This is a genomic window from Flavobacterium nitrogenifigens (genome assembly GCF_003254565.1).
In the GTDB taxonomy this organism is placed as follows: domain Bacteria; phylum Bacteroidota; class Bacteroidia; order Flavobacteriales; family Flavobacteriaceae; genus Flavobacterium; species Flavobacterium nitrogenifigens.
This window is the reverse complement of sequence record NZ_QJRI01000165.1, coordinates 38,830-64,904: the sequence shown is the minus strand read 5'-3', so window position 1 is coordinate 64,904 and position 26,075 is coordinate 38,830. Positions and strand designations below refer to the sequence as shown.

25 protein-coding genes are annotated in these 26,075 nt (G+C 33.9%); 12 read left to right on the top strand and 13 right to left on the bottom strand.

Going from position 1 to position 26,075, the window contains the following annotated elements; genetic code table 11:
* Positions 1–73: 73 nt before the first annotated feature.
* The 5 genes from DM397_RS05205 to DM397_RS05185 all read right to left on the bottom strand — a co-directional run bounded on the left by DM397_RS05205 (position 74) and on the right by DM397_RS05185 (position 7,223).
* Positions 74–1,219, bottom strand: coding sequence for a pyridoxal phosphate-dependent aminotransferase (locus tag DM397_RS05205; RefSeq protein WP_111376515.1), 1,146 nt, complete (start codon positions 1,217–1,219; stop codon positions 74–76).
* Between the two features lie 83 nt (positions 1,220–1,302).
* On the bottom strand, positions 1,303–2,142 hold the full coding sequence (locus tag DM397_RS05200) for a prephenate dehydratase (RefSeq protein ID WP_111376514.1): 840 nt from the start codon (positions 2,140–2,142) through the stop codon (positions 1,303–1,305).
* Positions 2,143–2,682: 540 nt separating this feature from the next.
* Positions 2,683–5,076, bottom strand: coding sequence for a ribonucleoside-diphosphate reductase subunit alpha (locus DM397_RS05195; RefSeq protein WP_111376513.1), 2,394 nt, complete (start codon positions 5,074–5,076; stop codon positions 2,683–2,685).
* Positions 5,077–5,339: 263 nt separating this feature from the next.
* Positions 5,340–6,317 carry a ribonucleotide-diphosphate reductase subunit beta gene (locus tag DM397_RS05190; protein ID WP_026728414.1) on the bottom strand — a complete coding sequence of 326 codons (978 nt, stop codon included), beginning with the start codon at positions 6,315–6,317 and terminating at the stop codon, positions 5,340–5,342.
* 336 nt (positions 6,318–6,653) lie between these two features.
* Entirely contained in the window at positions 6,654–7,223 is a 570-nt protein-coding gene (locus DM397_RS05185; RefSeq protein WP_111376512.1) for a DUF3109 family protein, read from the bottom strand.
* 318 nt (positions 7,224–7,541) lie between these two features.
* Between DM397_RS05185 and DM397_RS05180 the strand changes: the two genes are divergently transcribed.
* The 3 genes from DM397_RS05180 (at position 7,542) to DM397_RS05170 (ending at position 9,038) form a co-directional block, all read left to right on the top strand.
* A complete protein-coding gene (locus DM397_RS05180) occupies positions 7,542–8,120 on the top strand; it encodes a MarC family protein (protein WP_008465051.1) in 579 nt (192 codons plus the stop codon).
* A gap of 107 nt (positions 8,121–8,227) precedes the next feature.
* A complete protein-coding gene (locus DM397_RS05175) occupies positions 8,228–8,431 on the top strand; it encodes a hypothetical protein (RefSeq protein WP_095928256.1) in 204 nt (67 codons plus the stop codon).
* A 1-nt stretch (position 8,432) separates the two neighbouring features.
* Positions 8,433–9,038 carry an FAD-dependent oxidoreductase gene (locus DM397_RS05170; protein WP_111376551.1) on the top strand — a complete coding sequence of 202 codons (606 nt, stop codon included), beginning with the start codon at positions 8,433–8,435 and terminating at the stop codon, positions 9,036–9,038.
* Between the two features lie 176 nt (positions 9,039–9,214).
* On the opposite strand, the gene DM397_RS05165 is transcribed toward DM397_RS05170, so the two are convergent.
* From DM397_RS05165 to DM397_RS05145, 5 genes are all read right to left on the bottom strand, one after another.
* Positions 9,215–9,532, bottom strand: a complete 318-nt coding sequence (locus tag DM397_RS05165) for a hypothetical protein (protein WP_111376511.1) — start codon at positions 9,530–9,532, stop codon at positions 9,215–9,217.
* Between the two features lie 90 nt (positions 9,533–9,622).
* Positions 9,623–9,988 (bottom strand): nuclear transport factor 2 family protein, encoded by a 366-nt coding sequence (locus DM397_RS05160; protein WP_111376510.1) that lies wholly within the window; start codon positions 9,986–9,988, stop codon positions 9,623–9,625.
* A 16-nt stretch (positions 9,989–10,004) separates the two neighbouring features.
* Entirely contained in the window at positions 10,005–11,582 is a 1,578-nt protein-coding gene (locus tag DM397_RS05155) for a S41 family peptidase (RefSeq protein WP_111376509.1), read from the bottom strand.
* Positions 11,582–12,013, bottom strand: a complete 432-nt coding sequence (locus tag DM397_RS05150; RefSeq protein WP_012022621.1) for a deoxycytidylate deaminase — start codon at positions 12,011–12,013, stop codon at positions 11,582–11,584. Before DM397_RS05150 ends, DM397_RS05155 begins: the two co-directional genes overlap by 1 nt.
* A gap of 5 nt (positions 12,014–12,018) precedes the next feature.
* The gene (locus DM397_RS05145; RefSeq protein WP_111376508.1) at positions 12,019–12,612 is read right to left on the bottom strand and encodes a HupE/UreJ family protein; all 594 of its coding nucleotides are present in this window, start codon (positions 12,610–12,612) and stop codon (positions 12,019–12,021) included.
* A 169-nt stretch (positions 12,613–12,781) separates the two neighbouring features.
* Here DM397_RS05145 and DM397_RS05140 point away from each other — a divergent pair, with 169 nt between their 5' ends.
* A complete protein-coding gene (locus tag DM397_RS05140) occupies positions 12,782–13,213 on the top strand; it encodes a TerB family tellurite resistance protein (RefSeq protein WP_095928262.1) in 432 nt (143 codons plus the stop codon).
* Between the two features lie 140 nt (positions 13,214–13,353).
* On the opposite strand, the gene fbp is transcribed toward DM397_RS05140, so the two are convergent.
* Positions 13,354–14,361, bottom strand: a complete 1,008-nt coding sequence (gene fbp / locus DM397_RS05135; RefSeq protein ID WP_111376507.1) for a class 1 fructose-bisphosphatase — start codon at positions 14,359–14,361, stop codon at positions 13,354–13,356.
* 171 nt (positions 14,362–14,532) lie between these two features.
* On the opposite strand from fbp, the gene DM397_RS05130 reads away from it, so the two are divergent.
* The 8 genes from DM397_RS05130 (at position 14,533) to DM397_RS05095 (ending at position 23,137) form a co-directional block, all read left to right on the top strand.
* Positions 14,533–15,021, top strand: coding sequence for a GNAT family N-acetyltransferase (locus DM397_RS05130; protein WP_111376506.1), 489 nt, complete (start codon positions 14,533–14,535; stop codon positions 15,019–15,021).
* Positions 15,022–15,172: 151 nt separating this feature from the next.
* Positions 15,173–16,432: an aspartate kinase gene (locus DM397_RS05125; protein ID WP_008465067.1), complete on the top strand. Its 1,260-nt coding sequence runs from the start codon at positions 15,173–15,175 to the stop codon at positions 16,430–16,432.
* Between the two features lie 142 nt (positions 16,433–16,574).
* The gene (locus DM397_RS05120) at positions 16,575–16,775 is read left to right on the top strand and encodes a hypothetical protein (RefSeq protein ID WP_111376505.1); all 201 of its coding nucleotides are present in this window, start codon (positions 16,575–16,577) and stop codon (positions 16,773–16,775) included.
* Positions 16,776–16,946: 171 nt separating this feature from the next.
* Complete coding sequence (locus DM397_RS05115; protein WP_111376504.1) at positions 16,947–17,180, top strand: putative signal transducing protein; 234 nt, start codon at positions 16,947–16,949, stop codon at positions 17,178–17,180.
* 67 nt (positions 17,181–17,247) lie between these two features.
* Complete coding sequence (locus DM397_RS05110) at positions 17,248–17,475, top strand: DUF5808 domain-containing protein (protein ID WP_111376503.1); 228 nt, start codon at positions 17,248–17,250, stop codon at positions 17,473–17,475.
* Between the two features lie 103 nt (positions 17,476–17,578).
* The gene (locus DM397_RS05105) at positions 17,579–21,013 is read left to right on the top strand and encodes a hypothetical protein (protein WP_111376502.1); all 3,435 of its coding nucleotides are present in this window, start codon (positions 17,579–17,581) and stop codon (positions 21,011–21,013) included.
* 63 nt (positions 21,014–21,076) lie between these two features.
* The gene (locus DM397_RS05100) at positions 21,077–21,652 is read left to right on the top strand and encodes a hypothetical protein (RefSeq protein ID WP_167511660.1); all 576 of its coding nucleotides are present in this window, start codon (positions 21,077–21,079) and stop codon (positions 21,650–21,652) included.
* A 405-nt stretch (positions 21,653–22,057) separates the two neighbouring features.
* The gene (locus DM397_RS05095) at positions 22,058–23,137 is read left to right on the top strand and encodes a glycosyltransferase (protein WP_111376501.1); all 1,080 of its coding nucleotides are present in this window, start codon (positions 22,058–22,060) and stop codon (positions 23,135–23,137) included.
* A 160-nt stretch (positions 23,138–23,297) separates the two neighbouring features.
* Here DM397_RS05095 and DM397_RS05090 read toward each other — a convergent pair whose 3' ends face one another.
* Both DM397_RS05090 and DM397_RS05085 read right to left on the bottom strand, forming a co-directional pair.
* The gene (locus DM397_RS05090) at positions 23,298–24,608 is read right to left on the bottom strand and encodes a porin (protein WP_111376500.1); all 1,311 of its coding nucleotides are present in this window, start codon (positions 24,606–24,608) and stop codon (positions 23,298–23,300) included.
* Positions 24,609–24,771: 163 nt separating this feature from the next.
* The gene (locus tag DM397_RS05085; protein WP_111376499.1) at positions 24,772–25,857 is read right to left on the bottom strand and encodes a sensor histidine kinase; all 1,086 of its coding nucleotides are present in this window, start codon (positions 25,855–25,857) and stop codon (positions 24,772–24,774) included.
* Positions 25,858–26,075 lie beyond the last annotated feature (218 nt).

The following is a 26,075-nucleotide window of genomic DNA, read 5'->3' as shown; positions in this document are numbered from 1 at the left end:
AAATGGCTTCGACTTCGCTCAGCCTGACAATCTGGATAAAAGTCTTGATTCTTGCTTCTAAAATCTCAATACTCTAAAATCGATCAATAGCTTCTTGTACTTTTTCTTCTTTTACACACAATGAGAATCTGATATATCCTTCGCCGTTGCTTCCAAAAATGGTTCCCGGTGTGATGAAAATATGTTTCTCATATAATATTTCGTCAATGAACTTCTCCGCTGATTCGATTCCTTCTGGAAGTTTTGCCCAAACGAATAAACCAACTCCTTCTTTATATACTTTACAGTTTAGCTTTTCAGCTAATTTCTCCGTTAATTCTCTACGGCGTCTGTAAATTTTGTTTTGGTCTTCGAACCATGATTTATCACATTTCAAAGCCGCTATTGCACCTTTCTGAATTCCGTAATACATCCCGCTGTCCATGTTGCTTTTTACTTTTAGGACTGCATCGATAATTTCAGGATTTCCTAAAACCATTCCGACTCTCCAGCCTGCCATGTTGAATGTTTTACTTAAAGAGTTTAATTCTAAAGCCACATCTTTAGCGCCTTCAACTTGCAATAAACTCATCGGATTATCATTCAAAACAAAACTATACGGATTGTCGTTGATCAATAATATGTTGTGTTTTTTAGCAAAAGCAACCAATTTTTCAAATAACGCTAAACTTCCTCTCGCTCCTGTTGGCATGTGCGGATACCCCAACCACATAATTTTTACTTTCGAAAGATCCAGTTTTTCCAGAGCTTCAAAATCTGGTTCCCATCCGTTTTCTTCTTTTAAATCGTAATAAACCGGAACTGCCTGAACCAAATTGGTCACCGAAGTATAAGTCGGGTAACCTGGATTCGGAATCAAAACGTGATCGCCTTCATTTAAAAAGGCTAACGAAATATGCATAATTCCTTCTTTCGAACCCATTAGAGGTAAAATCTCATTATTCGGATTCACTTCAACACCAAACTGATCACGATAAAAATCTGCCATCGCCTGCCTCATTTCTGGTAATCCCTGATAGCTTTGATAACCATGTCCGTTTTCGTCTTGAATTGCGGCAGCGACTGCTTCAATTACTGCTTTTGACGGACTCAAATCAGGGCTTCCAATTCCCATGTTGATGATCGATTTTCCTTCAGACATCAACTGACGAACTTCTCTTAGTTTTGATGAGAAGTAGTATTCTTCAACTGTGTCTAATCGTTTTGCTGTTGTAATCATTGTTTTTAATTTTTGCTGTATGCTTTAAGCCTTAGGCTATATGCTTTTTCTTTTTTGACTTTAAGACTTTCGACTTTCCAACTTTAAGACTCACTTAAAGGTTTTGTATTTTTATATTCTCCCAACACTTTAAAATATTCTGCCATGATGTTTAATAATGTTTTGGCTTTTGCAAAATCTTCGTATTTCTCGAATGTTACATCTACGAAGAATGAATATTTCCAAGGCGTTTCAATTTTTGGAAGCGACTGGATTTTTGTCAAATTCAGTTTGCAATCACTCATTACATTTAAAACTGCCGCTAAACTTCCTCTTTTATGATCCAATTCAAACTTTACAGAGGCTCTGTTGATTTCGCTTTCTGGCAAAAATGAATTTTGTTTTTTAATGATTACGAAACGTGTCATATTGTTTTTGATCGTTTGAATCGATGGTGCAATAATGTCAAGATCGTACATTTCAGAAGCCGTCACACTTGCAATTGCTGCAATTCCAGTCAACTGTTTTTCTTGAATTCTTCTTGCTGTTTCGGCTGTATCTTTATCCTCAACCAATTTGATATTTGGATATTGTTTCAAGAAATCCATACACTGCAAAAGTGCCATTGGGTGCGAATGAACTTCTTTTATATCTTCAATTTTCTGACCTTTTAAAGCCATTAAATTCTGTTGAATATTTAAATAATGCTCTCCAATTATGTGTAAATTGTTCTTGTCAATCAATGCATAATTTGGAATAATCGGCCCTGCAATTGAATTTTCGATCGCCATTACAGCCTGATCAGATTTTCCGGCAATAAGGCTGTCGATCAATTCTTCAAAAGATAAACATTCATCAATATCCACATTTTCAGAGAAATACTCTTTCACAACCTGATGATGAAATGATCCTTTTATACCTTGTATTGCAATTTTCGTTGTCATATAGTCAAAAAAAAATCCTGATTTGCATCAGGATTGTATATTAGTTTTATTTGTCTTAAAATTTTTCTCAAATAACCATAGCACAATCCTGACTTCTACTAAAGAAGAAATAAAAATTGTTGCTAAAATAAAAACGGTTACTTGCCATTTTGTTTGTGTTTTGTTTTAAATTCTCTGCGAATGTATAAATTATTTTTAGTGCACCAAAAAAAAGATTGCATTTTATGAAACAAAAAAGGATTTCTTAACAAATTTAGCAGGTTTTGTATGATAATATAAAAAAATGGGCTTAAAATGAGATATTTATAATGGCTTTTTCTAAGGGACTAAGATGCTGAGTTGCTAAGGTTCTAAGTTTTTTTCGCCACGAATTCACGAATTGACTCAAATCATTGTGGTTATTTAATTCAAATTTCACAGATTTAAAAAATAAAATTCGTGAATTTGTGGCGAAAATTAAAACATAAAAAAGCAGCTATCATTACAATAACTGCTTTTCGTATATTAAATTAAAAATCTAAAATCTAAAATCTAAAATAATTAAGACCCACACATTTCACAATCCTCAGGATCTGCAGCTTGTGCTTTAAGCAACATCGCTTTGTAATCCTCAACGCTGATTGCTTCAGTTTCTGCAACTAATGACGGAGCTGTTTCTTCTTTTTTATCGTTGTTTAATGTGAATTTAATCGCATCTACAGCCGCTTTTGTTCTTAGATAATACATTCCTGTTTTTAAACCAGATTGCCAAGCATAGAAGTGCATTGAAGTCAGTTTAGAATAGTTTGCATCCTGCATGAACAAGTTCAACGATTGAGACTGGTCAATAAAATATCCTCTTTGACGAGACATATCGATAATATCTTTCATCGACATTTCCCAAACTGTTTTATAAAGATCTTTTAAGTCTTGCGGAATCTTATCAATATTTTGAACAGATCCATTATGACGCATAATTTCTTGTTTCAAATCTTCGTTCCATAAACCAAGTTTTACTAAATCTTCTAGTAAATGTTTGTTTACTACGATGAATTCTCCAGACAATACACGACGTGTGTAAATGTTTGATGTATATGGTTCAAAAGCTTCGTTGTTTCCTAAGATTTGAGAAGTAGAAGCAGTTGGCATTGGCGCAACTAATAAAGAGTTACGAACTCCATGCTCTACAACTTCTTTTCTTAATGAAGCCCAGTCCCAACGGCCAGATAATTCTTCATCTTTCATTCCCCACATATTGTGTTGGAATTCTCCTTGAGACATTGGCGAACCTTCGAAAGTTGAATATGGACCTTCTTCTTTTGCCATTTCCATAGAAGCGGTTACAGCAGCGAAATATAAAGTTTCGAAAATCTCTTGATTTAATTTTTTGGCTTCATCACTTGTAAACGGCATACGCAACATAATGAAAGCATCTGCTAAACCTTGTACACCTAATCCAACTGGACGGTGACGCATATTAGAATTTTCTGCTTCTTTTACCGGATAGTAATTTCTGTCGATTACTTTGTTCAAGTTACGAGTTACACGTTTTGTAACATTGTAAAGCGCTTGGTGATCAAATTGTCCGTTATCAATAAACATTGGCAAAGAGATTGAAGCCAAGTTACAAACTGCAATTTCATCTTTAGATGTAAACTCCATAATCTCTGTACACAAGTTAGAAGAACGAATAGTTCCTAAATTCTTGTGGTTCGATTTACGGTTTGCTGCATCTTTGTACAACATATATGGCGTTCCAGTCTCGATTTGAGATTCTAGGATTTTCTCCCATAATTCACGAGCTCGGATTGTTTTTCTTCCTTTTCCTTGAAATTCGTAATCAGTGTATAAAGCTTCAAATTCTTCTCCATAAACATCATACAATCCTGGACATTCGTTTGGACACATTAAAGTCCAAGTTGAATCTTCCTGAACACGTTTCATGAATAAATCTGAAGTCCACATCGCGAAGAATAAATCTCTTGCGCGCATTTCTTCTTTTCCTGTATTTTTCTTTAAATCTAAGAAATCAAAGATATCAGCATGCCAAGTTTCGATGTAAATCGCAAAACTTCCTTTACGTTTTCCACCACCTTGATCTACATAACGAGCAGTATCGTTGAAAACTCTCAACATCGGAACAATTCCGTTTGAAGTTCCGTTTGTACCGCGAATGTAAGATCCAGTTGCACGAACGTTATGAATAGAAAGTCCAATTCCCCCCGCTGACTGCGAGATTTTTGCTGTTTGTTTTAATGTATCGTAAATTCCGTCAATACTATCATCTTGCATTGCTAAAAGGAAACAAGAAGACATTTGAGGTTTTGGGGTTCCTGCGTTGAACAACGTTGGTGTTGCATGCGTAAAGAACTTTTTAGACATTAAGTCGTAAGTTTCAATAACCGATTTTAAATCGTCTAAGTGAATACCAACAGAAACACGCATTAACATGTGCTGCGGACGCTCCACGATTTTTCCGTTTATTTTAAGAAGATAAGAACGCTCTAAGGTTTTAAAACCAAAGTAATCGTAATTAAAATCTCTTGTATAAATGATATGAGAATCTAAAAAAGCAGCATTTTCCTGAATTACTTTGTAAACATCATCAGCAATTAATGGCGCATCTTGACCATTTCTCGGGTTTACATAGTGATACATATCTTTCATCGTTTCTGAGAAAGATTTTTTGGTATTTGAATGCAGGTTAGAAATTGCTACACGAGCTGCCAATTGAGCATAATCTGGATGCGCAATAGTCATAGAAGCCGCCGTTTCTGCTGCAAGATTATCCAATTCAGAAGTCGAAACCCCATCATACAATCCTTCGATAACTCTCATAGCTACCTTAACTGGATCTACGAGCTCATTCAAGCCGTAACACAATTTTTTGATTCTTTCTGTAATCTTATCAAACATTACGGGCTCTCTGTGGCCATCTCTTTTTACTACATACATAAGCTTACCATTTATAGTTATTGAAAAAATGAAAGTAACTAGAGAACGGACTCCAGTACTTAAACATTGCGTGTTTTTAAATTATTTTTTGAGAATTACCAAATTCTCAATAGTTACTCGTTTCAAATTCGAAAACCGAACTTAAATACGTCAAAAATTGTTATTGAATCTACGATTTGGGGAAAGAGACTCAACCTTAAAATATTCTTGTAATCTTTTTTCAGCGTCTCTTGAAGAACAGTCGCTAAAAGTATTTTTGTTGTCTAAAAATCTGCATCAAATGAAATTTTCTGAGCATCACTATCTGTGTTCATTACACCAGATTTTTGATACTCTGCAACACGTTTTTCAAAGAAATTGGTTTTTCCTTGAAGAGAAATCATGTCCATGAAATCAAACGGATTCGCTGATCCATACACACGCTCGCAACCCAATTCTACTAATAATCTATCAGCAACAAATTCTAGATATTGCGTCATCAAAGTAGCATTCATACCAATTAAACTTACCGGAAGAGATTCTGTAACAAATTGTCTTTCGATATCTAAGGCGTCAACAATGATTTCTTTGATTCTATCTTTTGGAACTTTGTTAACCAAGTGATGATTGTGCAAGTGAACTGCAAAATCACAATGTACACCTTCGTCACGAGAAATCAGCTCATTAGAGAAAGTCAAACCTGGCATTAAACCACGTTTTTTCAACCAATAAATTGAACAGAAAGCTCCTGAGAAAAAGATTCCTTCAACTGCAGCAAAAGCAATAAGTCTTTCAGCAAATGAATCAGACTCGATCCATTTTAAAGCCCATTCTCCTTTTTTAGCAATAGCAGGAAAAACTTCTAAAGCATTAAACAATTCTGTTTTCTCAGCTTCATCTTTAACGTAAGTATCAATTAATAAAGAATACGTTTCACTGTGAATGTTTTCCATCATAATCTGGAAACCATAGAAAAACTTCGCTTCAGCATATTGAACTTCATTTACAAAGTTCTCAGCCAAATTCTCATTTACGATTCCGTCAGAAGCAGCAAAGAATGCAAGAATATGTTTAATGAAATATCTTTCATCATCATTCAATTTATTATTCCAGTCTGTCAAATCTTGGTGTAAATCGATTTCTTCTGCAGTCCAAAAACTCGCTTCCATCTTTTTATACCACTCCCAAATGTCATGATGTTTAATCGGAAAAATAACGAAACGATTTTTATTTTCTTGTAATATTGGTTCGATTTGTGACATGACAGATTCTGTTAATTTTTTTATTGAATTTTTACACATTCAGTGCACTACAAAGATTGTCATTTCACGTCAAAAATAAAAGCCAAACTTATTCACAATCGGGCGTAGTTTTTAACAAAGGCTAAAATTTGAAAAATTTTTCAGACAATAATTAATTTACTGCAAATGAATGATTTAATAGCTATTTCACCCTTCAAAAGCCCTGTAAAATATAGACTTTTTAGAATAAAATGCAAGAAATTTTAAATAGTTTTAAAAAGTTTTTTTTGAGTCAAAACTTTATTTTTTCGAGTCAAAACTTGTAGTCAAAAAGACCATCATTTTGATTGTAGGTTTTTACGAATTTTTAAGTTCTTCAGCTACTTTTTCAAGTTCCAAATACCAATCTTCGCCAAAGCGTCTAATCAGTGCTTCTTTTACAAATTTGTAAACTGGAACTTCTAATTCTTTCCCTAACGAACAGGCATCATCACAGATATCCCATTTATCATAATTTACCGCCGCAAATTCTGTGAAGTCTTTTACACGAATTGGATATAAATGACAAGAAACTGGTTTTTTCCAATCTACGATTCCTTCGTTATAAGCTTGTTCGATTCCGCAAAGTGCCGTTTTTCCGTCAAAAATTACGTAAGCGCAATCTTTATTATCAATAAGCGGAGTTTCAAGATCACCATCAGTTCCTTTTACCCAAGTTCCTTGAGCTTCGATTGCCTCTATTCCTTCTTTTCGTAAAAAAGGTTTCACTTTTGGATAAATTTCTTCTAAGATTTTAGTTTCAGCCTCATTCAAAGGCGCGCCCGCATCTCCATCAACGCAACAAGCTCCTTTACAAGCAGACAAGTTGCACACAAATTCTTTTTCCAGAATGTCCTCTGAAATAATAGTTTTACCTAACTGAAACATGATATTTAATACTGTAATTTATAAAGTGCAAAGATAGTCAAAGAAAGCAGATAAAAAATGTATCACAGAGATTCACAAAGCTAAACACAGAGTTCCACAAAGATTTCTATCGAATATTGCCATTTTAAAAAATATTACTTCGCGAATCTTTGCGAAAAATCTTTGTGAAACTTTGTGGCAAAAACCACAATTGTTACAAATATCACTTTTTTAACCAATAAAACATGTTTTTATAACAAAAATACATTGTAACGAAAAAACCCCTAACTTTATTAACTACTTTTGCAGCAGTTTTTAAACCCTAAAAATCAAAGCGATATGTTAGAAATCGATTTTAAAGAAATCATTACCGTTAGTATGGTGCTTTTTGCCGTAATTGATATTGTTGGTTCAATTCCGATTATTGTGAATTTAAGAGCTAAAGTCGGACACATCGAATCTGAAAAAGCTTCTATTGTTGCCGGAGCAATTATGATTGTTTTTCTTTTTGTTGGAGAAGGTTTACTAAATTTAATTGGTATCGATGTTCATTCGTTTGCTGTTGCAGGATCTTTCGTTTTATTCTTTCTGGCTTTGGAAATGATTTTAGGAATCAGAATTTATCGTGATGAAGAACCAGGATCTGCTTCTATTGTACCCTTGGCTTTTCCTCTAATCGCTGGAGCGGGAACCATGACCACCTTATTATCACTTCGATCTCAGTTTCATACGATTAATATTATCATTGCAATTGTACTAAATATCATCTTGGTTTACATCGTTTTGAAGTCTTCTAAAAAAATCGAAAATCTATTAGGAGAGAACGGACTTGGAGTAGTTCGCAAGACATTTGGAGTAATACTTTTAGCAATTGCTGTTAAATTATTCGCTGCTAATGTTAAAGGTTTGTTTGTCTAAATTTTATTTTTATAAATTTACCCCGTAAAATTTCTAAAATACAACTTTAAGGCAATTTCCCCATAAAGTTCTACTTTATTATTTTAGGCAAAAACAAAAACAACCTTATGAAAATTTTCACTTCAATCTTAGTGCTTTTGGCATTAGCTTTAATCGTTTTTAATATTACGCTATTAGACTTTCAAAACCCTTTTCAAGGAGATAGTATGGTAGCTTTTATTGGAATCGCCGCTTCATTTTGCGCTGTTTTGATTCTTTTGATTTTTAGAATTTCAAAAAGAATTGAAGAAAAAATGAATGACAACAGATAATATGTTTGATGTTTTAATTATCGGCGGAGGAGTATCAGGCATGTCTTGTGCTCTTGTCTTAGGGTCCGCAAAAAACAAAACTTTTGTTACTGATAAAAAAATCGGAATTTTTACCCACCAGAAAAATTCTTCTTTACAAGAGGCAATATTTTATAACGCTTACGGAATTACACCAGGAAAATTAGGTTCTGAACTTTTAACTGAAAGCACTCAGGATTTAGCCATAACTTACCCGCACATTACTCAGATTCCAAATGAAAAGGTAATAAAAATTGAGGGGAGCTATCCTGAATTTACCGTGGTGACAAACAAGAATTCATACCAAACAAGAAATATCGTAATTGGAATTGGTTCTGCTAATACTTTCGACATTGAAGGTTTAATGCAATTTGTTGAACCTCATAAAAAAGCTCTTCCAGAAAAACAGCGTATTCAGCTTAAAAACGAAGATCATAAAGTGGCTGACGGCATTTATGTAATCGGAACTTTAGCTGGCTGGAGAAGCCAATTGGCAATTGCTGCCGGAAGTGGCGCGGCTGTAGCAACAGATATTCTTACTTTATGGAATAACGGCGTACAGACTCACGCTCACGATAGTATTCGATAATTTTTTGTTTTTACCATTAAGAGATTAAGAAAAATTAAGTTTTATTCTGACGGAAACTTAATTATCAAGTTTCATTAAGAAAAAAAAACTAAACAAAAAAACCATTAAGATATTAAGAAAACAAGCCTTGCAGCTTAATAAACTTAATCTCTTAATGTTTTTTTTTGCATGGTCGTCTATTTAACCGAAACGATTTCTGTTACCTTGATATGGTTTTCCTCTTCAGTTTTCCATTTTTCTCCTTTTACAGACGCCACATCTCCAATTTTTAATTGTTTGTAGTTTTGAGGTCCGCCAACGTTTACAATACTAATTGTGGCAAAATATACCTCTTTGGCGTCTGTGGTAATTTTAGCCGTGTAACCATCTTTACCAGCTTCTATACCATCCACTTTTCCTGTAACTACAGCATTCGCATCATTTTTCATAGTTGTGCAAGAAATTACAAAAGTCATTAAAAGTACTAGAAAACTTATTCTTTTTAGATTTTTCATATATTTTAGTTTAACCGCGAAGTTCGCAAAGATTTACGCTAGGTTCGCTAGGTCTTATTTTAAGTTTATATTATTTATGGTTTCCAAACTTTACGCCAGCTGAACACAGCTTCCTGCTATAACTTTTAAATTTTTCCCTACTTTTTTCCAGACTCTTATGTACTTGAAAACTCCATTAATCGGATTACCATCATAAGCTCCTTTTAACGCGACTGTAACAGTAACTACAGCCGAATCGCCAATTATATTCACGATTTGATCTGAACCTTCCAATGAATCGATTTTAATCTTTCCAGAACGGTATGTTTGTAAATCGAAATCTTTAGTGATGGTTTGTCCGTCGGGCATATTAAACAATAAATCATCATGAAGGATTGTTTCCAAAGCCATAACATCCGATTTTTTAATTGCAGTCAAGAGTTCGATTTCTGCATCAACAACGGTTTCTATTTTCATGATATAAGGATTGAAGTTATTTCTTCGGAGTCAGAATTGTTTTTATCATGGCATCTTCTTTTAAGATTACATCATAATAATACAATTCGCCAAACAGCTGTCGTGCAAATTCAGCCGTAATATGGCGGTTTACTAGCGCTTTTGTTTTGTCTAATTTCAAATCCAAGCCTGTCATCAAAATGTAATTCTTGAATCTTTTAAAATAAAGATCTGAATTCTTCATTTTAGTCAAAAACGCATTGAAATTATCTCCTGCAAAAGCATTTCTATTTTTATCTAATTCTTCAAAAACAAAATGTCCCACAATTCCTGTTTGCAGCAAATAAGCAACATTTTCATTTCCGTGCTCTGCTTCCATCGGTACAAAAACGTCCGGAACGATTCCGCCGCCGCCGTATACTATTTTTCCTTTAGGAGTTTTAAATTTTAAAGAATCGGCCACTTTTATGCTGTCTTTTGCATATAATTCTCCAGTAGCAATTCTAGACTCTGATTCTTTAAAATACTCTTCGTTTCCTTTTTTATATGGTTTCTGAATCGATCTTCCTGTTGGTGTATAATAACGAGCTACAGTCAATCTTACTGCTGATCCGTCATTAAAATCCATTTCTCTTTGAACGAGACCTTTTCCAAAAGAACGGCGTCCAACAATAGTTCCACGATCATTATCTTGAATGGCTCCAGCTAAAATTTCGCTTGCAGAAGCACTGTTTTCATTAATTAAAACATACACTTTTCCAGTTTCAAAACTTCCTGCTTTTGTTGCATATGTTTTTTCGGTTGAACCGTTTTTGCTTTTAGTGAAAACAATTAACTGTTTGTCTTTTAAAAATTCATCTGCAATGGCAATCGCTTCTTCCATATAACCGCCACCATTATCTCGCAGGTCAATTACAAGCGATTGAATTCCTTTTTGCTTTAATCTTGTTAAACCAGTTTTAAACTCATTAAAAGTGGATTCTGCAAAACGGTTTATTTTGATATAGCCGATATTATTTCCAAGCAGCATAGAAGCATCAACGCTTTTAATCGGAATAACGTCCCGCTTAACTTTAAATTTCAGTTTCTTCTGTTCTGATTTTCTAAAAACAGTCAATTCAATTTCTGAACCTTGAAGTCCTTTTAATTTGGAGAATAAACTATCTGAAGGCAATTTTCTGCCATACAATTTGGTTTTTCCTGCAAATAGAATTCGATCGCCAGATTTTATTCCTGCTTTTGCTGAAGGCCCATTTTCAACTGGTTTTATAATCGCAACCGAATCTTTATACATATAAAAATTGATTCCGATACCCACGAAATCACCTTTCATGCTTTCGGCAACCTCAGCTTGTTCGCTTGGCGGAATATAAACCGAATGCGGATCTAATTTAGAAAGTATATTATCGACCGTAAGATTTACAATCGAATCGGTATTGACACTATCAACATATTCGGTATTGATAAAATCAATAAGCTTATTAAGTTTGGTTTTAGAGTAATTTTTAGCCAAAAGCTGTTCGCTTGCGGGAGCATTCATTAAGCTTCCGGCAATTGTTCCAAGAGCAAAGGTTGCTCCTATGACTATTGGCAAATATTTTGGATTAAATTTCATTACTCTTCTAAAACAGGAATATGCTCTACTTCTACACCTGCTTTTATTAAAAATTGAATTCCAGAATCATCACGATATCCATCTTTATACACCACTCTTTTTATTCCAGACTGATGTATTAATTTGCTGCATTCTTTGCAAGGCGAAAGCGTGATATATAATGTCGCCCCTTCACAAGATTGTGTTGATCTTGCTACTTTCAGGATTGCATTTGCTTCGGCATGTAAAACATCCCAGCGTGTTAATCCGTCTTCGTCTTCGCAGCAATTTTCAAATCCAGATGGTGTTCCGTTGTAACCGTCAGAAATGATCATTCTGTCTTTTACAATAATAGCACCAACTTGTTTACGTTTACAGTAAGAAAGCAGACTCCACTCTTTTGCAATTCGCAGATATGCTTTATCGTATTTATTCAGTTTTTTTACTTCCATTTAATTTATCTGTTCCAAATTGGGCTATCAATAATCATCGGAATTACAACTCCAATAATAAAAGCCGACATTACCAGTGCCCAGTCGCGTTTTGAAAAACGGAAAACGGTCTGCACTATATATGAAATTACCAGAACAACAAAAACTACTATTAGCTGAGCAGCTTCTATTCCTAAGGCAAACTCTCCTAAAGGCAACAATTTTGAGGTTGCAGAACCGCCTAAAATTGTTTTGAAATAATTAGAAAAACCTAGTCCGTGAATAATTCCAAAGAATAAAGTTATGAAAAATACTAGATTTACACCATCATTTTTTGAGGTCTTTCCTGCTGTAAACAAATGATAAAGTGCTGTTACGAGAATTGTAATCGGAATCAGGAATTCTACAACATCTACTTTTATAGCAATTATACCATAAACAGAAAGAATCAAAGCCAAAGTATGGCCAATTGTAAAAAGAGAAACCAATAAGAAAATTCTTTTCCAGTCTTTAAAAAGATACGGAACAGTTAAGGCGATTAAAAAAAGAACGTGATCGTAAGCATTGATATCTAAAACGTGTTTTAATCCTATTTGAAAATAAATCCAAAATTGTGACATAGGTATATTGCAATTAAATAATTAGGGGTTGTAAACTTACGATTAATTTTCATACCTAAAGATTCAACTCAGTAAATCCTTCAATAAAGAAAAGTTAAATTTTAGGAGAATTTTAAAATCAATAATTTAAAAATAGGATTATATTTGTTATAATAAAACTTTATAACTTATGTCATTTTCAGAATTATTTGATAGCGAATTCAAGCAAAGAAACAAAGGACACTTTTCTGCAATTGTTCGTGTAGCTTTAGCTGATGGAGTTGTATATCCAGAAGAAAAAGCCTTTTTAGATAAACTTGCTTCTCGTTTAGAAATTACAGAATCGGAATACGAAGAAATTCTTAGCGATCCATTAAAATATCCGATCAATCCACCGTATTCTTATGTTCAACGCTTAGAGCGTTTATATGATTTAACAAGAATGGTTCATGTTGATCATCATCTTGAAGACAAACAAGAAGTATTATTGAAAAAAATAAGTGTTGCTCTTGGATTTACACCAAGCAACGTAGATTACATTATTGCAAAAGCTTTATCATTAGTTGATAAAAAAGTAGATGCTGATACTTTTATCTACGAAATGCAGCACATGCATAAATAGTATTCAGTTTTCAGTGGCAGTTTACAGTCTTGCTACTTGATGCAATTTAACTAAAACAAAAAAACAAACCCGACAGTTTTCAAACCTGCCGGGTTTTCTATTTATAATTCAAACTGAAAACTGAGACTGATACCAAAAACTTAATCTGCTTCAGCCATAAATTCCTCAGCCTTTTCTACCATATTATAGCTTCCGCAGAAAAAAGGTACTCTTTGGTGCAATTCAGTTGGCTGAATTTCCATAATTCTTCCGAAACCGTCTGTTGCTTTTCCTCCCGCCTGTTCGGCCAAAAATGCCATCGGATTACACTCGTACAACAAACGTAATTTCCCTTTTGGTGCTTTTGAACTTGTTGGATAAATATAAATGCCACCTTTAATCATATTTCGATGAAAATCGGCTACCAAACTTCCAATATATCTTGAAGTATACGGTCTGTCTCCTTCTTCACGCTGGCAGTATTTAATGTAATTTTTTACTCCCTGCGGAAAATGCACATAATTTCCTTCGTTTACCGAATAAATATTTCCGTTTTCTGGAAATTTCATGTTTGGATGCGAAAGATAAAATGTACCTATCGCTGGATTTAACGTAAAACCATTTACACCATGTCCAGTTGTATAAACCAACATTGTTGAAGTTCCATAAATTACATAGCCTGCTGCAACTTGATTGATTCCCGGCTGTAAAAAATCCTCGCTAGTTACCGGAGTTCCCATTGGAGTTACTCTTCTGAAAACAGAAAAGATAGTTCCCACAGAAACATTTACATCAATGTTTGAAGATCCGTCTAGCGGATCCATTAAGATCACGTACTTATTATTATGACTGTTGTCGCTCCCCTGAACAGTAATAAAATCGTCGTTTTCTTCAGAAGCAATACCACAGACAATCTCACGGTTTATTAACGTCTGGATAAATACTTCGTTTGCATAGACATCTAATTTTTGCTGGTCTTCACCTTGAATATTCTGTTCGCCTGCCGCGCCCACAATATCTACTAAACCCGCTTGGTTTACTTTATGATTGACCACTTTTGCTGCCAATCGAATAGAGTTGATAATTCGCGAGAGTTCTCCCGACGAATACTGAAATGCTTTTTGGTTCTCAATAATAAACTCTCCCAGTGTTTTATTGCGTTCTTCCATTTCTAAATCGTTATAGTTTTATTTTTAAGTCACAAATATCGCTTATTTTGTGAGAATGATTTAAAAATTATGTTGTTAGTTTGCTACTATTGTATATTTGCTAATAATCTGCAAAAAGCACTAGCTAAAATGAAGCTTTTTTAGATATTAAATAGTTAAAAATAGGAATATATGAATATTAGAAAAGGAAATCCTGAAGACATGAAATCGGTGTTAGGGCTTATTCAGGAGCTGGCTATATTCGAAAAAGAACCCGATGCAGTTGTCATTACAGAAGAAGATTTAGTGCGCGACGGTTTTGGTGAAAAACCATTATTTAATGTGTTTGTAGCCGAGATCGAAAATGAAGAAAAACAAAAAGAAATTGTTGGAATAGCATTGTACTATTATCGCTATTCTACCTGGAAAGGAAAAACAATTCACCTTGAAGATTTGATTGTAAAAGAAAAGATGCGAGGCACTGGTTTAGGCTCTGCCCTTTATGCTGAAATCATGAAACAAGGAAAAAGAGACAATGTTAGAAGAGTAGAATGGAATGTTTTGGATTGGAATACTCCAGCTGTTAATTTTTACAAGAATTCTGGCGCGAGAATTCTCGATGGCTGGCAGGTTGTTCAAATGGATGAAACAGGAATTAATTCGTTCTTAGAAAAATTATAAAAAAAATATTTAGCCACAGATTATAAAGATTAAAAGGATTTTAAAATCTGTGGCAATTCGCCACGAATTCACGAATTTTTATTCGTAAAGATTAGAAAAAATAATTCGTGAATTCGTGGCGGAAAAAAAATCTAAAAATCTAAAATTAAAAATGAGAGTATTTAAATTTGGTGGTGCATCGGTAAAAGATGCAGATGGAATTAAAAACGTATACGACGTTTTACAAAAAGTGGGTTATGAAGACGTGATTTTGGTAGTTTCTGCGATGGGAAAAACTACAAATGCTCTCGAAGTTGTAATCAAGAATTACTTTGAAAAATCGACAGAATTAAATGCTTCTGTTCAGGAAATTAAAAAATACCACAATCAAATCTTATTGGATTTGTTTGAAGATGAAAACCATGCGGTTTTTGCAGCTGTAAATGCTCAGTTTGACGAATTAGAATACTTCTTGGCTCATAATAAATCTCCAAACTACAACTTCGTTTACGATCAGGTGGTAAGTTTTGGCGAATTGATTTCGACTAATATCTTAAGCCATTATATGAATTTCAGAGGGATTCAGACGCAATGGCTTGACGTTCGTAATTTCATTAAAACGAATGCAAACTATAGAGACGCAGAAGTTGATTGGGAAACTACGCAACAAAACATCAGTAAAAATGTTCCAAGAAAACAGCTAAATATTACACAAGGATTTTTAGGTGCTGACGAAAATAATTTCACTACAACTTTGGGCCGTGAAGGTTCTGATTATACTGCCGGAATTTTTGCTTACTGCTTAAATGCAGAAAGTGTAACAATCTGGAAAGACGTTCCTGGAGTTATGAATGCCGATCCACGTTATTTTGAAAATGCAAGTTTGCTAAATCAGATTTCATATCGCGAAGCTATCGAGTTGGCGTTTTACGGAGCAACGGTTATTCACCCAAAAACATTACAGCCATTACAGAAAAAAGAAATTCCATTATACGTAAAATCGTTTATCAACCCACTATTAAAAGGAACTTGCGTTTCTAAAGGAGTAGATTTGGAACCGCAATATCCATGTTTTATCGTAAAAAGAGAACAGCTTTTAATTTCGCTTTCATCAATTGATTTCTCTTTCATTATGGAGGAAAACATCAGTGAGATTTTCGGTTTATTCCACGAATTTAAAATCAAAGTAAACTTGATTCAGAACTCAGCAATTAGTTTCTCTGTTTGTGTGGAAGATAAATTTGGGAATTTCCCAGAATTGAACGCTATTCTTTCTAAAAAATTCAAAGTAGAATACAGCGAAAATGTAACTTTATATACAATCCGTCACTTTACAGAAGAGGCAGCGCAGACTGTTGAAGCTAACAAAGAAGTTTTATTGAAACAAGTTAGCCGCGAAACTATGCAGATTGTCACTAAAGAATTAATCTAATATTGCTTTATAAAAGGTAATTATTTAATTCAAAAATTATTGAAAAGGCTTCACATAATTGTGAGGCCTTTTTTATTCCGAAAGAATTTTCTTTATTTAATCACTTTTTGATTATATTTACTTTCTTTATAAAGAACTCAAAATGAGCAAAAAAGGCTTTTTATTAGTTTTCATTATTCTTGGTTTATTATACATCAGTATATCTTTAAGTCCATTACTTGCTAAAGACATAAAAGACATTTCTTATTCAGATTTTAGATTGGTAATTGGTCCGTTTTTATCTACAGTTGGAATTCTTATAACCTATACACAACTGAAAAGTAGAAAAGCCAACAAACAATAGTAATTTTTCTGCTGCTTCTTGATCCTGGAAAATCAAAAAACATCCATCGAAAAAAAACAATTGACAGAACTATTCTAATAACTGATTTTAAAGAACACATAATCCTAATTCACTTTTCTTTACAGCATTATTTATACTTATTAAAACATCATATCAAAAACACATATAATCATGGTCGAAATTTTTAGAGGTTCTTATATTGAATCAATGAATATTAAAAATCTATTGGAAAATAACGGCATTTCTGTTTTTATTGCAAATGAATACATGTCCAATATTCAGCCTTGGTCCGTCTCTGCTGGAGGGAATGATCCTGCCGTTTTAAAAGTACTCGAAAAAGATATGGCTGACAGTCAAGTAATAATTGACAGTTATAATAAAGGCGAATATAATTTGACAGTATAATCTTTTGATGGGCCACAAAAATGAACATTAGATTCCCGATTTAATGCAAATTTAAATCTTAAAAAAAATGAAATTCAGTAAAGAACCATCCGAAGAAGAAAAAAACAATTGGCAAAATGATCCAAATAATTGGGTTTGGGGAATGTTCTATTATAATCCAGAGGACCCAAGATTATTTCCGCCAAAAAAGATTAAAGAATTTGGTTGGACGACCAACTTTGCAAATCCCAATTCAGTACTCGTAATGATTATACTAATTTTAGTAGTGTTAATCTTCATATTGTTTGCTCATTAATATCTATCAAACTATTGTTATATAAGAAATTAAAACTAAAATTTCCGACATAACAATTCCCAATTATAAATACTACTTTTGACTTTTTAGAGTTAGAGTATTTATGTTGAAAAAATTACTGTTTTTGACGGTTTTCTTCTGGTTTTCTGCGCTTCAGGCTCAGGAAACTGAATCTCTGTACAAAACCAAAAAAGTAATCGTTTCAAAAGACACTATTCGCCTTGAAAAAGTCTCTATAAATTCTGGATTTTTTCAAATTCTGAATACAAAAAACCAACCAATCGATTCGACTTCCTATAAAGTCAATTTTCAAAAAGGATATTTACTTTTAAATGAAAATTTCCAATCGGTTTCAGATACTTTAATTGTCAATTATCTTAATTATCCTGATCTCTTGACTAAAGAATACAGCCTTTACAAATCGGATCAGATTGTAAGCGGTGATGTTGGAACAGACAAATTGTATCGCATAGACAATAACTCAAACGCAAAAAAAGCAACTCCTTTTGATGGACTTGAAACTTCTGGAAGCATTACCCGAGGCGTTACTGTCGGGAATAACCAAAGTACGGTTTTAAACTCCAATTTAGATCTACAGATTACAGGAAAACTTTCAGACAAAGTGAGTTTGAGAGCATCGCTACAAGACAATAATATTCCGTTGCAAGATGGTGGCTATTCGCAAAAACTTGATCAATTTGATAATATTTTCATAGAACTTTTTAGCAATGACTGGAACATTCGCGCCGGCGATGTCTTTTTAGAAAATAGGAAAACTCAATTTTTAGGCTTTAATAAAAAAGTTCAAGGACTTTCTGCCAACTTTGATTTTGATACCGAAACAAGTAAAACCAACGTTTTTGCTTCGGTTGCTTTTGTAAAAGGACAATATGCCAAAAGTACTTTTACAGGTCAGGAGGGAAATCAGGGTCCGTATAAACTAAAAGGGCAAAATGGCGAATTGTATGTTTTGGTGATTTCGGGTTCGGAGCGAGTTTATGTAAATGGCGTTTTATTGAAAAGAGGCGAAAACAACGATTATGTGATTGATTACAATGCCGGAGAAATTGTCTTTACTTCGCTTTTTACCATCACTTCAGAAATGCGTATTAATGTCGAATATCAATATTCTGAACGAAATTACAATCGTCTTGTAACATACGCAGGCGCAACTCACGAAAACAAAAACTGGAGTTTTGGCGGATATATTTATTCTGAAAATGATATGAAAAATCAGCCTTTGCAACAAAATCTTTCTCCAGAACAAGTTCAGATTTTAAGTCAGGCAGGTGATGATGTTAATCTAATGAAAGCACCTTCTGCTTACGAAGATAGTTATGCCGAAAATAAAATTTTATACAAAAAAATACTTGTCAATTCGGTTGAAGCTTATGAATATTCAAATAATCCTGCTGATGTCTTGTACAATGTAAGATTTAGCCAAGTTGGTGCAAATTCCGGAAATTATATCATTCAAAACAATAATTCTGTCGAACGAATTTATCAATATGTTGAGCCTGTTAAAGGAATTCTGCAAGGAAATTATGAGCCAATTGTACAGCTTGTTGCGCCAATAAAACTGCAGGTGGCAACGTTTTTAGGAAAATACAATCCGAATGAAAAAACTTTAGTTGATTTTGAATTGGCTGTTAGCAATAATGACCAGAATTTATTTTCTGGAATTGATGATGCTAATAATGAAGGAATCGCTTTTAAAACCAATCTTAAAAAACGTCTTTTTTCTAGAAGCTGGAACTTAGACGCTTTCGCGAATTATCAATTCGTACAGCAGAATTTTAAATCGGTAGAACGTTTGTATAATATCGAATTTAACCGCGACTGGAATTTAACGGGAACCCAATATGGTAATCAGAGTCTTTTGGTTACAGGTTTGAATTTTGATTTGTTTTCGAAAAAAGAAACTTCGAATATTGGTTTACTGACTTATCAATTTGAAAAATTAGATTACAGCGAAAGCTACTCTGGAGCCAGACATACTACAAACGCTTTATTCAAATTGAAGAATTGGACAATCGAAAACAACGGAAGTTTCCTTAATTCTGATGCTACAGCTTCGACTTCAAAATTTATTAGAAACCAAACCAGAACCAAATATCATTTTGGCAAAAACTGGGTTGGAGGAACTATGCAATTAGAAGATAATCAGCAAAAAGATAAAGTAACCAACCAGTTTTCGGCTTTAAGCCAAAGATTTTCAGAATATGGTGTATTTACCGGACGAGGCGACAGCACTAAAGTTTTTGTGGAAGTTGGTTTTCTGCAAAGACGCAACGATAGTTTGCAAAACGGATTACTGCAGCATGTCAATAATTCGCAAACCTATTATTTAAAATCAAAACTGATTCAGAACAAAACAACCGATTTAGCAGTTTATGCGAGTTACAGAAATTTAGATTTTACGGATAAATCAAGACAAAATGAACCTTCTTTAAATTCGAGAATTCTGTACAACGACCGTTTTTTTAATCAGTTGATGCAAATTGGAACGGCTTACGAAACCAGTTCGGGAACTATTGCACAACAGGAATTCACTTATGTAGAAGTGCCAACAGGTCAAGGTGTTTATACTTGGAATGATTATAATGGCAACGGAATTCAGGAATTGGAAGAGTTTGAAGTTGCCGTTTACCAAGATCAGGCGCGCTATGTTAGAGTCTTTTTGCCGAATCAGATTTACATTAAAACCAATCAAAATAAATTTTCGCAATCTTTAACTTTAAATCCGCTGCAATGGCAGAATGAAAAAGGATTTAAAAAACTGCTGTCTTATTTTTATAACCAGACTTCTTTTATAATGGATAGAAAGGTTAAGAGCGATGGCGAAAAATTAGAACTCAATCCGTTTGATTCATCAGAAGAAAATATTTTGGGTTTGAATTCGAGTTTCAGAAACAGCTTATTTTATAATCGAGGCAAACAGAAACATTCGGTTACGTATTCTTACCTTATAAATAAAGGAAAGAGTCTGCTTTCTGTAGGTTCACAACATGTGCAGAATTATTCGCATCAAATTCAGTACACCCATTTATACCAAAATAGCTGGCTGTTTAATTTCTTCACCAAAACCATAAAAACCGATTTGGTTTCAAAAGATTTTGCAGAGAAAAACTATGATATTCAAGGTTGGCAGCTGGCACCAAAAGTCAGTTATTTATTTTCTAAAAATACCAAATTGGATTTCTTTTATGAGCTTCAAAACAAAAAAAATCAAATTGGAAATTTTGAAACTTTAGACCAAAACAGAATCGGAACTTCTTTTTCTTATGCGGGCGAAAAGAAAGTTACAGTTAATGGCGAATTCTCTTTTTATGAAAATAAATTTAACGGAAACGAATTCTCTTCAGTCGGTTTTCAAATGCTCGAAGGACTACAAGCGGGATCAAATTTGGTTTGGAAACTGCTTCTGCAAAAGAACATTACGTCTTTTTTGGATGTTAATTTAAATTATCAAGGAAGAAAAAGTGAAACCGGAAATACGATTCACACAGGAAATGTCCAGCTTCGTGCATATTTTTAATGCACTGCGAAAAAGATGACAATAAATTGTTTAATTTTAATTGAAATTTAAACTTTTAGCCTTATGAAAAAATTAGTATTATTATGTTTAATGGTTGTTTTCTCTTCTAATTTTTACGCACAGGAAACAACTGCAAAAACTACGAAAAGCAAGACAGAAGCTTCCGCAAAAAAAACTAAAGCGACTGCAGATAAAGCCTCGGCTGATGCAAAAAAAGAGGCCACAAAATCTAAAAAAGCAGCAGATGATGCAAAAACAGCTTCAACAAAAGCCAAAAAAGAATCTGCTGACGCAGCAAAAAAGACTGCCGACAAACAAGCGACTAAAGCTAAAGCTGATGCAAAAAAAGCTACTGTAGAATCTGACAAAGCAAAAAGTACGGCTGACAAAGCAAAAAGCACAGCAGACAAAACCAAAGCTGATGCCAAGAAAACAACTGCAAAAGCTGACGCTACAAAGAAAGATGCCACAGCTGCTAAAAAGTCGGCTACTAAAACTTTAAAAGAAACGAACGAAAAAGCGCCATCTGTACCAGACAAAGTAACTGGCGAATACAATGGTAAAAAAGTATATACAGGTCCAAGAGGCGGTAAATACTATATTAACAAAAATGGTAATAAAACGTATATTCAGGATTAAGGTACTGAGGGACTAAGGTTCTGAGGTGCTAAGGTTTAGTACGAGATTTTGAAGAAGCTGTCCAAAAGGACAGCTTCTTCTTTTTGTAAGCTTCGGAGAAGCAAAATATTTATAGAAATTGCAATTCCCAGAGATAAAAAAGCTCCAGCGGAGCGACATGTTTTTTATAATCGAATATATGTCGCTCCGCTGGAGCTCTTTGCCTTTGCGCAATTGGATTTCTATAGATATGTCGCCCCTCTGGGGCTTTTTAATATGTTTGCAAAATCTTTTTTATTTAAATCAATAAATCTCAGAACCTTAGTTCCTCAGCAACTTAGCACCTTAAATTAATAATTTCGTAATACCTTCGAAATAACATAAAAAACATATTTTTCTATCTTCGTTTTTAAAAACGTGTTAAAAATGAGCATAGATTATTCTGCGAATAAAACTATTTTAGTGGCTCCATTAAATTGGGGACTTGGACATGCCACTCGATGCATTCCTATTATCAAGGCGCTTCAGGAGAATAATTATATTCCGATTATCGCTTCCGACGGTGTTGCGCTGGCTCTATTACGAAAAGAATTTCCTTATATACAAACTTTAGAATTGCCTTCTTATCATATTGAATATGCAAAGAATGGCAAAAACTTTAAATGGAAGCTGATTAAAAACCTTCCGAAGATGATTACCGCTATTCTCGATGAGAAAAAAATGGTGAATCATTGGGTAAAAAAGCACGGCATTGACGGTATAATTTCGGACAATAGATTGGGAGTTATCAGTAAAAAAGTGCCTTCTGTTTTTATTACGCACCAATTGAATGTAATGACAGGAAACACAACTTGGTTTACGAGTAAATGTCATCAGCATTTTATTAAAAAATACAATGAATGCTGGGTTCCAGATTCTAATGAAAAAACAAACCTAACGGGAGATTTAGGCCATTTAAAAAACAATGAACTGAATCTAAAATATATTGGCCCGTTAAGTCGTATGAAGAAAAAGGATACGCCCAAAATATATGATATGATGATTATATTGTCTGGGCCAGAACCTCAACGTACTTTTTTAGACGAAAAACTGCAGAAAGAAGCGGCAAAATATCCTGGAAAAGTGGTTTTTGTACAAGGAAAAGTAGAAAAGTCACAAGAAAAATGGCAGGCTGGAAATGTCACTTATTATAATTTCATGAACTCGAAACAGCTGGAACAGACTTTTAACGAAAGTGAGTTTGTATTGTGCCGTTCGGGTTATACTACTGTTATGGATTTGGCGAAGCTGGGTAAAAAGGCCTTTTTTATTCCGACACCTGGACAATATGAACAGGAATATCTGGCGATAAAACTGCAGGAAGAAAATCTTGTGCCGTATGCCATGCAGGATGATTTTACCATTGGAGACTTATCAAAAGTAAAGTCTTTTAAAGGATTGTCTCAATTTGAAAACAATATTGACTGGGATTCGCTATTTAAGGTTTTTGAAGACAAAACTGCGTAATTGAACGCGGATGAAACGGGTTTGCTATCGCAAAGACGCAGATTATACGGATTATATCTATTGTTTCTTCCTATAAAAAAACCTCCAGCTAAAGCTGGAGGTTTTTCAGTTTTTATCAGTGTCTTCGCGAAAGCGAATCCGTTTTATCTGCGTACTGATTTTAGAAGTTAAACTGCACTTGTAATCTTAGTACATTTCCTTGCTGTCTGTTTATTGGCAGTGCGCTATCTTCAAAAGTTCGATCTGCTACAACGTATTCTGCTGTAAGTTCAAATGCTTTGATTGGTTGCCATTCTACACCAAATTCGTAATCTCTAACTACGTAACTTCTAGCATCTTTTTCATATTTTTTCCCTCCGTCATAATATTGAAATTTAGCGAAAGGATAAATACGCTGTTTTTTAAGATCCCATTTATAGTTTAACAAAACATAGCCTCCGTTCAAATCGGTTTGGTCAATATTTTTGGTAAGCGTATTGTATCGAGGCCCAGTTCCGATGTTGTATTCAGTTTGGATTCCGAATGGTCTTGGATATAAAACGAAAGTCGCTCCAACTCTCTGATCTTTTACATATTGCGGATCGTTAACCGTAACTCCTGGCGAAACTTCTCCCGTAAAAGCCCATTTACCAGTATACGCCTGAATTCCAGGTTCTATAATTTGGCTTCCAATAACAAAAGGATATGATACTCTTGTTACGACATTCAAATCTCTGTTTCCATCCAATTTATTAGCAATCTGGCCGTTGTAAACTCCAAAGGCAAAAACACCAAAATCTCCAGAACCTTTGTAACCATCTTTAACTAGCATTTCAAAACGCTGTCTGATTTCGGCTGGAGCCCAATAAAAGAATATTCCTAAATCACGCTCATTTAAGATTGAGCTATTGATTGCATCGGCGCGGTCTAGAGTTAAACGCTGTGAACTAGATTGCATGTTTTCAAATCCGTATGGAATTTTACTCTGTCCAACACGTACTCTATATTCTTTTTTCTTATCAAAAGAAAGATCAAAATACAAGTCACGAATCTGAACGAAGTTATTAATTCCGCTTGACGGCGAACTCGCAAAATCAGGCTGAAAGTAGAAAAACACATTTGGATGCACTTGTCCAGAAAACACTAAACGGGCACGGCGAATAAAAAGTCCGTTGTTTGCTTTTGCATCTGGAGCTGTCGAAGTTGTCCCCCAAGATCTATCACATTGCTCGCACGAAACTTTATCGTTTGTCGAAAATAGACCATTGTATCTAATTTGCGCATAACCTCTCAAAGAGATTCTATCATACCAATGTTCTTCAACTCCTCCTCCAGATTTAGTTTCTGGAAGTTTTGCTTTGTTTATAGAATCTAAAATACGCATTACTTCGTTTTTTACATCCTGCTTATTTAGCTCTTGCTTATTTGTTTCTTGTGCATTGGCAGCACAAGTTAGCAGTAATAAAACTGCCAATAGTTTTCTTTTTATCATTAGTTCTGTAATTCCCTTAATTTCAGGATGCAAAGATGGAGCACCTATGTTAAGAAATCATTAACCAGATGTTACTATAATAAAAATTTAATGTTATGACCTAAATTGTAATGTTTATTTATCGTTAAACACCTTTGTTTTAGGGCTTTTAGCAAAACTGACGTTACGATTTTTTAACGTCAGTTTTCACTGTTTTATTTGCTTTTTCGAGTGTAAAAGAGAATTCTGAGCCAATTCCGAACTCACTTTCTACATAAACTTTCTCTTTATGCGCCTCAATAATATGCTTTACAATCGCCAATCCTAAACCAGAACCGCCTTCAGATCGAGTTCCGCTTTTATCCACTCGGTAAAAACGCTCAAAAAGTCTTGGAATGTTTTGTTTTTCAACGCCTTCTCCGTTATCGCTAATACGTATTAAGACTTTTTTCTTCGTTAAGTTTACAACACCAACTTCAGTCAGACCGCCTTCTTTTCCGTATTTAATAGAATTGACAATTAGATTTTCCAACACTTGCTGAATTCTATCTTGATCTCCTCGAATCATTACAGACTGCACATTTTTACTTTCAAAAGCCAATTTAATTTTCTTTTTGTCGGCTTTCATTTCAAGCAATTCGAAAACATTTTGAATTAATTCAACAATATCAAAATCTGTCATGTTCAAATCTAAATCTCCCGATTCTAATTTGGTAATCATATCCAGATCTTCTACTATATAAATAAGACGCTCTACTCCTTTTTCGGCACGTTTTAAATATTTTTTTCTGATATTTTTATCGTCCATTGCGCCGTCAAGCAAAGTCGAAACATAGCCTTGAACGGTAAACAAAGGTGTTTTCAGTTCGTGCGAAACGTTTCCTAAAAACTCTCTTCTATATTGTTCACGAATTTCGAGCATTTCGATTTCAAGCTTTTTATCTGTCGCAAACTTTTTCACTTCACGCGAAAGTGTTTCCATATCAGTATTAATCGGCTGATTAATCAATGTCGTTGATTCTAACAGTGAAACCTCATCGTAGATTTTCTTCACTCTTCGGTAAATAAACCGTTCTACGCGATATTGCAAAACCAAAAAAGAGAAAATATAGATTGCAATAATGAAAATTATTCCAAATGCAACCTGATGTTTTAATTGATTTTTATAAAATAATGACATTAATATCAGCACAAATCCCGTTGTAAAGAGACTGATATACAATGCCGATTTTATGGCGAATTTGTATGTTTTTTTAAAATTAATCTTCATTGAAAAAATTGAACCATTAAGAAATTAAGGAAATTAAGTTTTGTTTTTAAGTTGTCTTCTTATGAATGAATTAAAAAAACAAAAAATGAATAACTCAAAAACCATATAAGAAAATGAAGATTGTAGAGCTTCAATTCTTATATGGTTTAAATGTATTGAATATTTTTAAAAGAATTTGAATGGGTTTAAAAACTAAGTGCCCTAGCAACTTAGTATCT